11 protein-coding genes and 1 pseudogene are annotated in these 13901 nt (G+C 73.7%); 7 read left to right on the forward strand and 5 right to left on the reverse strand.

What is annotated here, in order from left to right; all coding sequences use genetic code 11:
- The first annotated feature begins 384 nt into the window (after nt 1–384).
- Both ACFYOJ_RS30370 and ACFYOJ_RS30375 read left to right on the forward strand, forming a co-directional pair.
- Nucleotides 385–1191: an SGNH/GDSL hydrolase family protein gene (locus ACFYOJ_RS30370; RefSeq protein WP_356556512.1), complete on the forward strand. Its 807-nt coding sequence runs from the start codon at nt 385–387 to the stop codon at nt 1189–1191.
- Nucleotides 1192–1464: 273 nt separating this feature from the next.
- Nucleotides 1465–1734, forward strand: a complete 270-nt coding sequence (locus tag ACFYOJ_RS30375) for a hypothetical protein (protein WP_356556511.1) — start codon at nt 1465–1467, stop codon at nt 1732–1734.
- Nucleotides 1735–1936: 202 nt separating this feature from the next.
- Here the strand turns inward: ACFYOJ_RS30375 and ACFYOJ_RS30380 are convergent.
- From ACFYOJ_RS30380 to hmgA, 4 genes and pseudogenes are all read right to left on the reverse strand, one after another.
- Nucleotides 1937–2128: pseudogene (locus tag ACFYOJ_RS30380) on the reverse strand (ABC transporter permease); the annotation flags it as partial.
- 154 nt (nt 2129–2282) lie between these two features.
- A complete protein-coding gene (locus ACFYOJ_RS30385; RefSeq protein WP_356556510.1) occupies nt 2283–3446 on the reverse strand; it encodes a type ISP restriction/modification enzyme in 1164 nt (387 codons plus the stop codon).
- A 22-nt stretch (nt 3447–3468) separates the two neighbouring features.
- Nucleotides 3469–4218, reverse strand: a complete 750-nt coding sequence (locus ACFYOJ_RS30390) for a GntR family transcriptional regulator (RefSeq protein ID WP_356556509.1) — start codon at nt 4216–4218, stop codon at nt 3469–3471.
- Between the two features lie 27 nt (nt 4219–4245).
- On the reverse strand, nt 4246–5562 hold the full coding sequence (gene hmgA / locus ACFYOJ_RS30395; protein ID WP_356556508.1) for a homogentisate 1,2-dioxygenase: 1317 nt from the start codon (nt 5560–5562) through the stop codon (nt 4246–4248).
- A 120-nt stretch (nt 5563–5682) separates the two neighbouring features.
- Here hmgA and ACFYOJ_RS30400 point away from each other — a divergent pair, with 120 nt between their 5' ends.
- From ACFYOJ_RS30400 to ACFYOJ_RS30415, 4 genes are all read left to right on the forward strand, one after another.
- Nucleotides 5683–6300 (forward strand): TetR/AcrR family transcriptional regulator, encoded by a 618-nt coding sequence (locus ACFYOJ_RS30400; protein ID WP_356556507.1) that lies wholly within the window; start codon nt 5683–5685, stop codon nt 6298–6300.
- 170 nt (nt 6301–6470) lie between these two features.
- Entirely contained in the window at nt 6471–8708 is a 2238-nt protein-coding gene (locus tag ACFYOJ_RS30405; protein ID WP_356556506.1) for a molybdopterin oxidoreductase family protein, read from the forward strand.
- Nucleotides 8709–8881: 173 nt separating this feature from the next.
- A complete protein-coding gene (locus tag ACFYOJ_RS30410; RefSeq protein WP_356556505.1) occupies nt 8882–10333 on the forward strand; it encodes a citrate:proton symporter in 1452 nt (483 codons plus the stop codon).
- A gap of 58 nt (nt 10334–10391) precedes the next feature.
- Nucleotides 10392–11666: an MFS transporter gene (locus ACFYOJ_RS30415; protein ID WP_356556504.1), complete on the forward strand. Its 1275-nt coding sequence runs from the start codon at nt 10392–10394 to the stop codon at nt 11664–11666.
- Between the two features lie 156 nt (nt 11667–11822).
- Here the strand turns inward: ACFYOJ_RS30415 and ACFYOJ_RS30420 are convergent, their stop codons facing one another.
- Nucleotides 11823–12221 (reverse strand): DUF6463 family protein, encoded by a 399-nt coding sequence (locus tag ACFYOJ_RS30420; protein WP_356556503.1) that lies wholly within the window; start codon nt 12219–12221, stop codon nt 11823–11825.
- A gap of 286 nt (nt 12222–12507) precedes the next feature.
- Between ACFYOJ_RS30420 and ACFYOJ_RS30425 the strand changes: the two genes are divergently transcribed.
- Nucleotides 12508–13896, forward strand: coding sequence for an aldehyde dehydrogenase family protein (locus tag ACFYOJ_RS30425; RefSeq protein ID WP_356556502.1), 1389 nt, complete (start codon nt 12508–12510; stop codon nt 13894–13896).
- Nucleotides 13897–13901: the final 5 nt, after the last annotated feature.

Below are 13901 nucleotides of genomic sequence, written 5' to 3' on the forward strand. Positions count from 1 at the left end.
TCCGCCGCGGCCTCGAGCCCTCCCCTGAGCCGCTTGCCGACGCACCGATGCGGGAGATGTATGACGATATTGACGATTGAACCTCTATGGCAAGACCTGGAACGAGGCCTCACGTTTTTGTTGTTTTGCCGTCATCCGTTCTTCGTGAAGGGCCACTTGCACACGGTGCGGGTCCCCGGGCCGTTCCGCTTTGCCCCCCGAAGCCCAAGATGCCGGGCCTCAATGTGGCGCAGCCCGCCGGAGAGCGTCAAGACGGCACTGGTGTTCTCACCGGCTTTCGTCCGGTTCTGAGCGCCCTTCAGCCATTCCTTGGCATGCACACTTCCTGTCGACACGCGTAGCTGCTACCACGGTCGAGGCAGAGTTCCTGCTACAGGAGGCTCCATGAGACGTTCCCGGTTTGTCGGTTTCCTGACTTCCGTCCTCCTCGCCGCCGGTGCCGCCCTCACCGGGGCCGCGAGCGCCCAGGCGTCCCCGGCCGCGGCCGCCGGCGGCTACGTGGCGCTCGGCGACTCCTACTCCTCCGGGGTCGGCGCCGGCAGCTACATCGGCTCCAGCGGTGACTGCAAGCGCAGCACGAAGGCCCACCCGTACCTGTGGGCGGCCGCCCACTCACCCTCGACGTTCGACTTCACCGCCTGCTCCGGCGCTCGTACGAGTGATGTCCTCGCCGGGCAGCTCGGTCCGCTCGGCTCCGCCACCGGCCTCGTCTCGATCAGCGTCGGCGGCAACGACGCCGGCTTCGCCGACGTCATGACGACCTGTGTGCTCCAGTCCGACAGCTCCTGCCTCGCGCGGATCGCCACCGCGCGGGCGTACGTCGAATCGACCCTGCCCGGCAGGCTCGACAGCGTCTACTCGGCCATCCGCGCCAAGGCCCCGAACGCCCGCGTCGTCGTCATCGGCTACCCGCGCTTCTACAAGCTCGGCACCTCCTGCGTCGGCCTCTCCGAGGCCAAGCGGAAGGCGATCAACGACGCCTCCGACCTGCTCAACACCACCATCGCCAAGCGCGCCGCCGACCACGGCTTCACCTTCGGCGACGTGCGCGGCCGCTTCACCGGACACGAGATCTGCTCCGGCAGTTCCTGGCTGCACAGCGTGAACTGGCTCAACATCGGCGAGTCCTACCACCCGACCGCGGCCGGCCAGTCCGGCGGCTACCTGCCGGTCCTCGACGGCGCCGCCTGACCGGTGGCGGCCCGGCCGGAAGCGGCCTGACCGGGGAAGGGAGGGGAACGGGAAGAGCCGGAAGGGGGAGGCCCCGCCCGCTGGGGCCTCCCCCTTCCCGGCCGACCGGCAGACCGTTTGTCCAACTCGCCCTGGAATCTTCTGTATTCGGAGAGTGATCGTCAACACCCTTACGGGGAAGGTGAATCCTGCGACCGCGATACACGGCTGCCGTACCGGGGCGATAGGGTTACCCTGCCCGGGCCGGGTGGACTCGTACGGGTGGGGAGTGACATGGAACAGATAACAGTGCGCACCAGGGCAAGGGTGCCCGCGATCACCTGCGGGAGCAGTGCGACCAGTTCGCGCCTCGACCGCCATCTCGCGGTGCTGGGAGGGCCTGCCCTCCCGCAGCGGGAGACGCTGGAGGCGACGTCACTGATGCGCGAGCTGACCGCGCGTGAGCCCGCGCACAAGCGCAGCAGCAGGGGCGCGCGGGTCCGCGGGGTCTCGCTGTTCGCGCCGCTGCGCCGACTGCGCCGCTCGCTCTTCGGCGGCAACTGAGGCCCGCGCCACGGCGGTCACACCGTCCCGGCGCGGCGCCGCCCCCTCGGCCGTCATCCCCACGGCACGCGGCGGCGCCCCGGTGTGACCCCCGGCGCGGGTACGTCCCCGCCCCGCCGTCCCCCCGCCCGACGGCGGCGCGGGCCCGCCCCGGCCGTTCAGCGCTCCCCGCGCGACGACGGCACGGGCGTTCCCGGCCCCCTCAGCGCTCCTCGCGCGCGTACCGGCGTACGGCGAGCGGCGCCGCTCGCCGGGCCGGCGACCCGGCGACGGGACGCGCCACCGGCCACGCGCCCCCTTCCGGCACAGGAGCGTTGCCGAGCAGGTCGCGCAGCGCCGTGGTCACCGCACTGATCGGTTTCCGTTCGGCGACCGTACGCAGCCGCCCCGGCAGCTCGTGAGCGGCGCCTGTCCGCGGCTCGCCGCCTCCTTCGCCGGGATGCCGGTCCGATCGGCCCGGAGGCCGTGTGCGAGCGGACGCCGGAACGGGTGCCGAACGGGTCCGGACAGGCCGCCGGGTCTCCTGCGGCAGTGCCAGCCGCCCCCCTCTACAGCAGTGCCAGCTGGCCCTCCGGGCCCTCCTCGCGGGCGTCCAGGACCGAGGCGGGGCGGCGTGCCGCCGCGGGGACCGGCAGTACGCCCGCGGCGCGCAGCTCCGAAGCCGTGACCGGGTCCGGGCCCGGCACCGCCAACTCCGCGCAGCGCGGGCGCACTTCGGCGAGCAGGGCGAGGACCGTGATCAGCTCCAGCAGCTGGGAGGTCCAGGCCTGCGGCCAGCCGGGCGGGCGGATCGCCGTCAGCGTGCCCGGCTCGCCCCCGGCGGCGCGGGCCGCGAACCACCGCTCCAGCACCCGCTCCCCGCCCACCTCGAAGTCCCAGGCACCGGACGGCACGGGGGAGATGCGGCCCTCGTCGAGGTGCAGCGTCTCCTCGTCCCGGTCGTAGCGCAGGGTCAGCGGGCGGGCCGGCAGCGGGGCGCGGACGTAGGGACGGCGGCCGCCCGGCAGCCGGGGGCGTTCGCCGTCGCGCCGCATCAGCCACAGCGCGCGGCGGCCCAGCGCGACACCGTGCTCCCACAGCGCGGGGTCGGCGGTGAGCGGCACCACGGGACCGGGGCGCACGGCCGCCACGCACCACGCCAGCACGTCCAGCGGCCCGGGACGCAGGCCGAGCCGGGCGGCCAGGTGGTCCAGCAGTCCGGGGGCCAGGTTCGGTTCGCTCCCGTCGGGGCGCCGGTGGAGCGGCCGGACGCGGCGCGGACCGAACAGGGGGAGGAACGAGGTCGCCAGCAGCAGGGGGCCGGCGGCGTCGGAGACCTCCGTCACGAAGACCTGGCCCTCTCCCGCCACCCGCCACAGCTCGGGGCGGGCCGCGTCGATCAGCCGGTGGTCGGGTATCAGCCATTGCTCGTCGAAGGGGGCGCGCAGCACGCGGACCGGCTCCGGACACGGCCCCGAGGCGCGCGCCAGCCTCTCCGTGCCGGCCGTTGTGCCCGGCAGCCGGCCGACCGCCGTGTACGGCGTGCGCGCGCGGGTCGGCTCGAACAGGGCCTCGCGGTCGGGCCCCTCCGCCTTCATCAGAGCGTCCCAACGGGCCTTCAGACACGCCGCGTCGGGGGCCGTCGGCCACCCCCGGCCCAGCCGCGGCGGGGCGACGGACCACGGCATGAGGTCCGCCGGCGACGGAGCGTCGTCGTGCGTCACGCCCGGCATCGTACGACGGGACGCCACCGCCTCAGGTGGCGTCCAGGGTGACCGTGAAGGAGAAACGGTCCCCCCGGTAGTGGATGACGGCCACGTCCAGCACCCGCCCGCCGGTGTCGTAGGTGATGCCCGTGTAGTGCAGGATCGGGCTGAGCAGCGGCACCTCGAGCAGCCGCGCCGTCTCCGGGTCCGCGAGCCGGGCCTCCACGGTGTCCGTGATCCGGCCGATGTCCATGCCCACCACGTCCCGCAGCACCTTGGTCATCGGCCACCGCGCGAGATCGCCGGGGTCGATACGGGCGGCCAGTTCGGGACGGACCCAGTTGCGGGCGTGGTTGGTGGGCTCGCCGGTCTTCTCGTCGCGGCGCAGCCGGTGGTACGTCGCCGTCCTCGCCAGGCCAGGGAAGTGCTCGGCCAGCGAGGGCGGGACGGGAGCGGTGCCGTGGTCCAGCAGCTCGGCCCGCATGCCGGACTGCTGGGCCACGATGGCGTCCACCGAGCCCAGCAGCCGCACCGGCGCGCCCTGCCGCGCGTCCGGCTCGATGAAGGTGCCCCGCCGTCGGTGACGGCTGATCAGCCCCTCGTCCTCCAGCTCCTTGAGCGCCTGCCGCATGGTCAGCACGCTCACCCCGTAGTGGCCGGCCAGCTGCTCCTCCGTGGGCAGGCGCAGCGGGTCCCGGGGCGAGCGGCCGAGTATCGAGGCACGCAGCGACTGCGACACCTGGTACCAGAGCGGCAGCTTGCGGTTCAGGACGATGGAGTCCGGGGCGAAGGAGGTCACGGGCCATCCGTACCGGTAGGGGAAACCTCAGGGCAAGGGGCGGAAGTGGCGCTCCATGCCCCGCCAGACGTCGTCGTAGTCCCGCTGCAGGTGCTCGGCGCGGGCCGCCTGCGGGGTGAGGCTCACCGGCCACCGGGTCTCGAACATGAACGCCAGCCCGTCGTCGATCTTCTGCGGCCTCAGCTCGGCGGTGCTCGCCCGGTCGAAGGTCTCCCGGTCCGGGCCGTGCGCCGACATCATGTTGTGCAGCGAGCCGCCGCCCGGCACGAAGCCCTCCGCCTTCGCGTCGTAGGCGCCCTCGATCAGGCCCATGTACTCGCTCATCACGTTCCGGTGGAAGTACGGCGGCCGGAAGGTGTCCTCGCCCACCAGCCAGCGCGGCGCGAACACCACGAAGTCGACGCCCGCGAGGCCCGGGGTGTCGGAGGGGGAGGTGAGCACCGTGAAGACCGACGGGTCGGGGTGGTCGTACGAGATGGTGCCGATGACGTTGAAGCGGCGCAGGTCGTAGACGTACGGCACGTGGTTGCCGTGCCAGGCGACCACGTCGAGCGGGGAGTGGTCGTAGACGGCCGACCAGAGGTTGCCGCAGAACTTGTTGACCACCTCCACCGGCCCCTCCACGTCCTCGTACGCGGCGACCGGCGCGAGGAAGTCGCGGGCGTTGGCGAGACCGTTGGCGCCGATCGGGCCGAGGTCGGGGAGGCGGAAGGGGGCGCCGTAGTTCTCGCAGACGTAGCCGCGGGCGTCGGCGTCGAGCAGCTCCACGCGGAAGCGGACCCCGCGCGGGATCAGCGCCACGTGGCCCGGCTCGGCGTGCAGCAGCCCGAACTCCGTGCGCAGCAGCAGCCCGCCGCGCTCCGGGACGATCAGCAGTTCGCCGTCGGCGTCGCTGAAGACGCGCTCCATGGAGGCGTTGGCGTGGTACAGGTGCACGGCCATGCCGGCGCGCTGGGTGACGTCGCCGTTGCCGCCGAGGGTCCACAGGCCCGCCAGGAAGTCCGTCCCGGCACCGGGCTCGGGCAGCGGGTTCCAGCGCAGCCGGTTCGGGTCCGGCACGCACTGGGTGAAGGGCGCGGTGCGGATCGCGCCGTTGCCCGTCCGGCTGAACGCCGGGTGCGCGGCCGAGGGGCGGATGCGATACAGCCACGAGCGCCGGTTGTGCGCCCTCGGCTCGGTGAACGCCGTACCGCTGAGCTGCTCCGCGTACAGCCCGAGGGGTGCCCGCTGCGGCGAGTTCCGTCCCTCGGGCAGCGCGCCCGGAACGGCCTGCGAACTGTGTTCGTTGCCGAAGCCGGACAGATACGTCAGGCCCTCCGCGGTCTTCCGCGCGTCCCCGCTCATGGATCGCTCCCTCACCGGCTGATTCCTATGGAACACCGTAGGATTGCGGTTTCCCGGGCGCAAGAGGGCGTACGGGCCTTGGCGGGGCCGCCGTTCCCGCGGCGCCGCCGAAGGGGCATCATGTGGCACGTGCCCCACGCGACCCCGCTCCGCCGTGCCCCCGTGCAGCGGCGCAGTGCCGAAAGGCTGGCCAGGATCCTCGACGCCTGCGCCGAACTCCTCGACGAGGTCGGCTACGAGGCCCTGAGCACCCGGGCGGTGGCCCAGCGCGCCGGTGTGCCGATCGGCTCCGTGTACCGCTTCTTCGGCAACAAGCGGCAGATGGCCGACGCGCTGGCCCAGCGCAACCTCGAGCGCTACGTCGGGCGTGTGACCGAGCGGCTGTCGAAGGCGGAGGGCGGGGGCTGGCGCGCCGCGCTCGACGCCATGCTCGACGAGTACCTGGCGATGAAACGGACCGCGCCCGGTTTCTCCCTCGTCGACTTCGGCAACCAGATACCGGTCGGCGGACTCCACGCCGAACCCAACCACCGCGTCGCGGACCGGATCACCGAGCTGCTCTCCGGCCACCTCGGCCGCCGCCCCGACGAGGAGCTGCGCCGGGTCTTCCTGGTCGCCGTGGAGACCGCCGACGCCCTCGTCCAGCTCGCCTTCCGGATGGCACCCGACGGCGACGCCGCGATCGTCGAGGAGGCCCGGGAACTGCTGGCGGCGTATCTGGGACGGGTGCTCGACTGACGCCGGTACGTCCTGCTCCTCGACGGCCCCTGGGCGGTCGCCTCGCGGGGGCGGCCGCCGGCCGGCTCCACGCCCCGGCTTCCCGGACCCCTCCCCGACATGCGTACCGGTCGGTATGCTCGCGGCGAGCTTCCGCGTCCGTGCGACACCGCCGCCCTCCAGGAGGAACCGTGCCCCGCACCGCCCTGCGTATCTGCCCCCTGTGCGAGGCCACCTGCGGCCTGACCCTGACCGTCGACGGCACCAGGGTCACCGCCGCCCGCGGCGACCGCGACGACGTCTTCAGCCGCGGGTTCGTCTGCCCCAAGGGCGCCTCCTTCGGCGCCCTCGACTCCGACCCCGACCGGCTGCGCGCACCCCTCGTGCGCCGAGGCGGCGAACTGCGCGAGGCCGGCTGGGAGGAGGCCTTCGACGCGGTCGCCGCGGGCATCCGCCCCGTCGTCGAACGGCACGGACCGCACGCCGCCGGCGTCGTCCTCGGCAATCCCAACGTGCACACCGTGGCCGGCGCCCTCTACCCACCCGTCCTGCTCGGCGCGCTCGGCACCCGCAGCCTCTTCACCGCCTCCACGCTCGACCAGATGCCCAAGCACGTCTCCAGCGGGCTGCTCTTCGGCGACGCGCACGCCATCCCCGTGCCCGACCTCGACCGCACCGGTCACCTGCTCCTCATCGGCGCCAACCCGCTGGAGTCCAACGGCAGTCTGTGCACGGCGCCCGACTTCCCCGGCCGTCTGAAGGCCCTCAGGGCCCGCGGCGGCACCCTCACCGTGATCGACCCGCGCCGCACCCGCACCGCGAAGCTCGCCGACCGGCACGTGGCGATCCGCCCCGGCACGGACGCCCTGCTCCTCGCCGCGATGACCCACGTGCTGTTCGAGGAGGGCCTCACCGACCTCGGCGACCTCGCCCCGCACGTCGAGGGCGTCGAGGAACTCGCCCAGGCCGTACGGGACTTCACCCCGGATTCCGTCGCCGCCGCCTGCGACGTCGGCGCCGCCACGATCCGCGCCCTCGCCCGCGAACTCGCCGCCGCCCCCACCGCCGCCGTCTACGGCCGCATCGGCAGCTGCACCGTCCCGCACGGCACCCTCGCCAGCTGGCTCGTGGACGTCCTCAACGTCCTCACCGGCAACCTCGACCGGCCCGGCGGCGCCCTCTTCCCGCAGGCCGCCACCGGCCGGACCCCGCGCCCCGCCGGTCCCGGCCGCGGCTTCGCGCTCGGCCGCTGGCACTCCCGGGTGAGCCGGCACCCCGAGGCGAAGGGCGAGCTGCCGCTGTCCGCCCTCGCCGAGGAGATCGACACCCCCACCGACGAGGGCGAGCCGATCCGCGCCCTGATCACGATCGCCGCCAACCCCGTACTGTCCGCGCCCGACGGCGACCGGCTCGACAGGGCACTGGACTCGCTCGCCTTCATGGTGAGCGTCGACCCGTACCTGAACGAGACCTCGCGCCACGCCCACGTCGTCCTGCCGCCGCCCCCGCCGGCCCAGAGCCCCCACCACGACTTCGCCCTCAACGCCCTCGCCGTGCGCAACCAGGTCCGCTACACCCGGCCCGCCGTCCCCCTCGAACCCGGCCGCATGGCCGAGACCGAGATCCTGGCCCGCCTGGTCCTCGCCGCCACCGGCGCCCACGGCACCGACCCGGCCGCCGTCGACGCCGCGGTCATCGGGCAGACCCTCGGCAAGGCTGTACGGGACCCGCACTCACCCGTGCACGGACGCGACCCGCACGATCTCGCCGCCCGCCTCACCGGCGTCGACGGCCCCGAACGGCGCCTGGACATGATGCTCCGCCTCGGCCCCTACGGCGACGGCTTCGGCGCCCGCCCCGGCGGACTGTCGCTCGAGCGGCTGCTCGCCCATCCGCACGGCATCGACCTCGGCCCGCTGCGCCCACGACTGCCGCAGCCGCTGAAGACCCGCAGCGGCAAGGTGGAGCTGCTGCCCGCGCCGATCGCCGCCGACCTGCCGCGCCTGAGGCGCTCCCTGGCCGAGCGCCCCGACGGGTTCGTCCTGGTCGGCCGCCGCCACCTGCGGTCCAACAACAGCTGGATGCACAACGTCCCCACCCTCACCGGCGGCACCAACCGCTGCACCCTGCAGCTCCACCCCGACGACGCCGCCCGGCTCGGCGTGCGGGACGGGGAACCGGTGCGCGTCAAGGGCGCCGCAGGAGAGGTGACCGCCCCCGCCGAGGTCACCGACACCGTCCGGCCGGGCGTGGTCAGCCTCCCGCACGGCTGGGGCCACGACCGCCCCGGCACCCGCCTCGGACACGCCGCGGCCGACCCCGGCGTCAACGTCAACCAGCTCCTCGACGGCAGCCTGCTGGACCCGCTCTCGGGCAACGCGGTCCTCAACGGCGTGCCCGTCGAACTCGCCCCGGCTGCCGGTCAGTGACCCGGCGCCGGCCGGCCGCCGACCCGGCTCTGCACCGGGCAAAGCTGTGACCTGGAGTTTTGCGCTTATTGCTCGCATGTCAACGTCTTGTTAACGCGGCTTCACGCCGCCTAACGTCGCTCGCACCGCCTGCCCCGGTGGGATGTTCAAGGGCGAACGTTAGGTACTCACAGATGCTGACCATCCTCGGCTTCGCCATGATCGCGACCTTCCTGGTCCTGATCATGATGAAGAAGATGTCGCCGATCGCGGCGCTCGTGCTGATCCCCGCGCTGTTCTGCGTGTTCGTCGGCAAGGGCGCCCATCTCGGCGACTACGTCATCGACGGCGTGTCCAGCCTCGCCCCCACCGCGGCGATGCTCATGTTCGCGATCGTCTACTTCGGTGTGATGATCGACGTCGGGCTGTTCGACCCGATCGTCCGGGCGATCCTGAGGTTCTGCAAGGCCGACCCGATGCGCATCGTCGTCGGTACGGCGCTGCTGGCCGCGATCGTCTCCCTGGACGGCGACGGCTCCACGACCTTCATGATCACGGTCTCGGCGATGTACCCGCTGTACAAGCGGCTGAAGATGAGCCTGGTCGTGATGACCGGTGTCGCCGCGATGGCCAACGGCGTGATGAACACCCTGCCCTGGGGCGGTCCCACCGCCCGCGCCGCCACCGCGCTGAAGGTCGACGCCACCGACATCTTCGTGCCCATGATCCCGGCGCTGGCCGTCGGCCTGGCCGCTGTCATCGTCCTGTCCTACGTCCTCGGGCTGCGCGAGCGCCGGCGGGTGGGCACCCTGACGCTGGACGAGGTGCTGACGCGGCCGGACGAGTCCGAGACGGTGCTGGTCGGCGCCGGCGCGGCGGCCGGCACGGGCAAGGCCGCCGGTGCAGGCAAGGCTTCCGGCACCGGCGCCGTGTCCGGCGGGGCGTCCGCCCCGGCCGCGGGCTCCGGCGGCCCGGCCGCCGAGGACGACGCGGCGGACGACGGCTTCCAGGGCCTCGACCCGCACCGCGCCACCCTGCGCCCCAAGCTGTACTGGTTCAACGCGCTGCTCACGGTCGCCCTGCTCACCGCCATGATCATGGAGCTGCTGCCGATCCCGGTGCTGTTCCTGATCGGCGCCGCGCTCGCCCTCACCGTCAACTTCCCGCACATCCCCGACCAGAAGGCCCGCATCGCGGCCCACGCCGACAACGTCCTCAACGTCTCCGGCATGGTCTTCGCCGCCGCCGTCTTCACCGGAGTCCTCACCGGCACCGGCATGGTCGACCACATGGCCAACTGGCTGGTGGACACCATCCCCGACGGCATGGGCCCGCAGATGGGCCTGGTCACCGGCCTGCTCAGCCTGCCGCTGACCTACTTCATGTCGAACGACGGCTTCTACTTCGGCGTCCTGCCGGTGCTCGCCGAGGCCGGTCAGGCGCACGGCGTGTCGACGCTGGAGATCGCCCGCGCCTCGATCGTCGGCCAGCCGCTGCACATGTCCAGCCCGCTCGTCCCCGCCGTCTACGTCCTGGTCGGCATGGCCAGGGTCGAGTTCGGCGACCACACCCGGTTCGTCGTGAAGTGGGCGGCCCTGACCAGCCTCGTGATCCTCGCGGCGGGCATTCTGTTCGGCATCATCTGATCATCGGCCCGGCCCCGCCGTGCGGGAGCCGGGTCCTCACCCCGGGAAGGACACGACCATGGGGCCCGGTGGGAACCGCGGCTGGCTGCTCCGCCTCGTCATCGCCTTCGGTTTCGCGCAGGGGGCGGTGTCGATGGCCCGGCCCGCCGTCTCCTACCGGGCCCTCGCGCTGGGCGCCGACGAGCGGGCGGTCGGCGTCATCGCCGGCGTGTACGCGCTGCTGCCGCTGTTCGCCGCCGTACCGCTGGGCCGCCGTACCGACCACGGCCGCTGCGCCCCGCTGCTGCCCGCCGGCGTCGTCCTGATCGCCGGCGGCTGCGCGCTGAGCGGCGTCGCCGGGTCGCTGTGGGCGATGGCGCTGTGGAGCGGCGTCATGGGCCTCGGCCACCTCTGCTTCGTCATCGGCGCCCAGTCGCTGGTCGCCCGCCAGTCCGCGCCGCACGAACAGGACCGCAACTTCGGCCACTTCACCATCGGCGCCTCGCTCGGCCAGCTGATCGGCCCCGTCGCGGCGGGCGCCCTGATCGGCGGCCGGGACATGGCGGGCACCAGCGCCCTCGCCCTGGTCGTCGCGGGCGCGGGCGCGGCGGTCGCGTTCACGTCCCTGTGGCGCATCGAGCACCCGGCCGCGCCGGAACTCCGCACCGGGCGGGGCGAACGCGTCCCCGTGCTCGGCATCCTGCGGTCCCGGGGAGTGCCCGCGGGCATCCTCATCAGCCTGTCGGTGCTGTCCGCGACCGACATCCTCACCGCCTACCTGCCGGTGGTCGGCGAACACCGGGGCATCTCCCCGGCCGTGATCGGCATCCTGCTCAGCCTCCGAGCCGCGGCCACCATCGCCTGCCGGCTGGTGCTGACGCCCCTGCTGCGCCTGCTCGGCCGCACCGTCCTGCTCACGGTCACCTGTCTGCTGGCGGCCGTGCTGTGCGCCGGCGTCGCGCTGCCGGTGCCGGTGTGGGCGCTGGGCGTGATGCTCGTCGTCCTCGGCTTCTGCCTGGGCGTCGGCCAGCCGCTGTCCATGACGACCGTCGTCCAGGCGGCCCCCGACGAGGCCCGCTCCACCGCCCTCGCCCTGCGCCTGACCGGCAACCGCCTCGGCCAGGTCGCCGCCCCCGCCGCCGCCGGCCTGATCGCCGGAGCCGCCGGGGTGGCCGCGCCCTTCGTGATGCTGGGCGCCCTGCTCCTGCTCTCCTCGGGCGTCGCCCTGCGCTCCCCGTCCGGGCCGGCACCCGGCCGCGGGTCCGCCGACGGCCCCGCCCCGGCCCGGCCGGCACGTCGTACGGCGCGACAGGGCCGCGGACGCCGCGAGGACACGCCGCACAACGGGAACTGACGCCGCGTCACGGAAGATGACGCCACGCCGCGAAGGCCGTCTTCGCACCACGAGGCCCGTCTTCGCGCCACAAGGGCTGACCTCTCGCCACGGGGGACCGGCGGCGCGTCACGGGCCGATGCCGGCCCCGGGGCGTCGTCCGGGCGTGCGCCCGGGTCAGGACGCCGACGCGGACGGCCGGCGGTCCGCGCCGGGAACACCGCGCAGCGACCTGCGCAGCAGCACGCCGCCGATCCCCGCGAGGACGGGGAAACCGCTCTTCGGCATCGCCACGGCGCCCGTCACCCCGACCACGGTCAGCACGACGCCCGCGACGCGCTGGGCCGGGAGGTCCTGCCGCTCCTCCGCGGAGCGCAGCAGCCGCCCGCCCATCCACAGGGCGGGCGAGGCGACCGTGAACCAGAAGGCGGCGGCCCGGTCGCCCCGGTCCGGCACGGAGCCGACGAGGCCTTCGCGCGCCATACCGGTGAACACGTCGCGGTAGGTCACCGCGCCGATGATCCCGTGGCCGATGCCCACGAGCTGGAGCCAGTGTCCGACTGAACGTCGTCTCATGCGCTCATCGTAGGACCGGCCCGTGCAGCGGCGGTCCGGGGAACACACCGCGCCCGGCCCCGCCGTCGGCGCCCCGGGGCCGCGCCTTTCGGTGTGCTCCGCCCGGAGCGCTTCCCGGCCCGCCGCCCGCCCTCACCGGCGCGCCGGCGGACCTGGACGGATGATCCCGTCGGTATCCGCCCCCGCGGGACGGGGAACCGCGCCACCATGGCGGTCGCCCCTGGTGCCGTAAAACTATCGGCGCTAGTTTGGGGCCGGACGACGACGCCCGCCCGGAGGGAACGCGATGAAGGCACATGACGGCATGTACATCGACGGGGCCTGGCGGCCCGCCGACGGCCGGGACACGATCGACGTCGTGAACCCGGCCGACGAGCGGGTGATCGGCACGGTCCCCGCCGGCACCGCCCTGGACGTCGACGCGGCGGTACGGGCCGCCCGCGCCGCCCTGCCGGGCTGGGCCGCCACCCCGCCCGCCGAGCGCGCCGCCCGGCTGGCCGCCCTGCGGGACGTGCTGGTGGCCCGCAAGGACGAGATCGCCGAGACCGTCACCGCCGAACTGGGCTCGCCGCTGAAGTTCTCGCAGGCCGTGCACGCCGCCGCCCCGATCGCCGTCGCGGGCTCCTACGCCGAACTGGCGGCGACGTACGCCTTCGAGGAGAAGACCGGCAACTCCGTCGTCCACCACGAGCCGGTCGGCGTGGTCGGTGCCATCACGCCCTGGAACTACCCGCTCCACCAGATCGTCGCCAAGGTCGCCCCGGCGCTCGCGGCCGGCTGCACGATCGTGCTGAAGCCCGCCGAGGACACCCCGCTCACCGCCCGGCTCTTCGCCGGGGCGGTGCACGAGGCCGGCGTCCCGGCGGGCGTCTTCAACCTGGTCACCGGCCTCGGCCCGGTAGCCGGCCAGGCCCTGGCCGAGCACCCCGGCGTCGACCTGGTCTCCTTCACCGGCTCCACCGCCGTCGGCCGCCGCATCGGCGCGATCGCCGGCGCCGCCGTCAAGAAGGTCGCCCTCGAACTCGGCGGCAAGTCCGCCAACGTCATCCTCCCGAGCGCCGACCTGGCCAGGGCCGTCAACGTCGGCGTCGCCAACGTCATGTCCAACTCCGGCCAGACGTGCAGCGCCTGGACCCGCATGCTGGTCCACCGCGACCGGTACGACGAGGCCGTGGCGCTCGCCGCCGAGGCCGCCGCCAAGTACGGCGACCGGATCGGCCCGCTCGTCAACGCCAGGCAGCAGGAGCGGGTGCGCGGTTACATCGAGAAGGGCGTCGCCGAGGGCGCCCGCCTGGTCGCCGGCGGCCCCGAAGCCCCGCGCGAACAGGGCTACTTCGTCAGCCCGACCGTCTTCGCCGACGTCACCGAGGACATGACGATCGCCCAGGAGGAGATCTTCGGGCCGGTCCTGTGCGTCATGCGCTACGAGGACGAGGAGGACGCCCTGCGGATCGCCAACGGCACGGTCTACGGCCTCGCCGGTGCCGTCTGGGCCGGCGACGAGGCCGAGGCGGTCGCCTTCGCCCGCCGCATGGACACCGGCCAGGTCGACATCAACGGCGGCCGCTTCAACCCGCTGGCGCCCTTCGGCGGCTACAAGCAGTCCGGTGTCGGCCGCGAACTCGGCCTGCACGGCCTCGTCGAGTACCTCCAGACCAAGTCCCTCCAGTTCTAGACCAG

Source organism: Streptomyces sp. NPDC006384, from assembly GCF_042870695.1.
Classification (GTDB): Bacteria; Actinomycetota; Actinomycetes; order Streptomycetales; family Streptomycetaceae; genus Streptomyces.

Coding starts and splice junctions, on each gene's coding strand:
- ACFYOJ_RS30370 (WP_356556512.1), top strand. CDS start 385: ATGAGACGTTCCCGGTTTGTCGGTTTCCTGACTTCCGTCCTCCTCGCC.
- ACFYOJ_RS30375 (WP_356556511.1), top strand. CDS start 1,465: ATGGAACAGATAACAGTGCGCACCAGGGCAAGGGTGCCCGCGATCACC.
- ACFYOJ_RS30385 (WP_356556510.1), bottom strand. CDS start 3,446: ATGCCGGGCGTGACGCACGACGACGCTCCGTCGCCGGCGGACCTCATG.
- hmgA (WP_356556508.1), bottom strand. CDS start 5,562: ATGAGCGGGGACGCGCGGAAGACCGCGGAGGGCCTGACGTATCTGTCC.
- ACFYOJ_RS30400 (WP_356556507.1), top strand. CDS start 5,683: ATGTGGCACGTGCCCCACGCGACCCCGCTCCGCCGTGCCCCCGTGCAG.
- ACFYOJ_RS30410 (WP_356556505.1), top strand. CDS start 8,882: ATGCTGACCATCCTCGGCTTCGCCATGATCGCGACCTTCCTGGTCCTG.
- ACFYOJ_RS30415 (WP_356556504.1), top strand. CDS start 10,392: ATGGGGCCCGGTGGGAACCGCGGCTGGCTGCTCCGCCTCGTCATCGCC.
- ACFYOJ_RS30420 (WP_356556503.1), bottom strand. CDS start 12,221: ATGAGACGACGTTCAGTCGGACACTGGCTCCAGCTCGTGGGCATCGGC.
- ACFYOJ_RS30425 (WP_356556502.1), top strand. CDS start 12,508: ATGAAGGCACATGACGGCATGTACATCGACGGGGCCTGGCGGCCCGCC.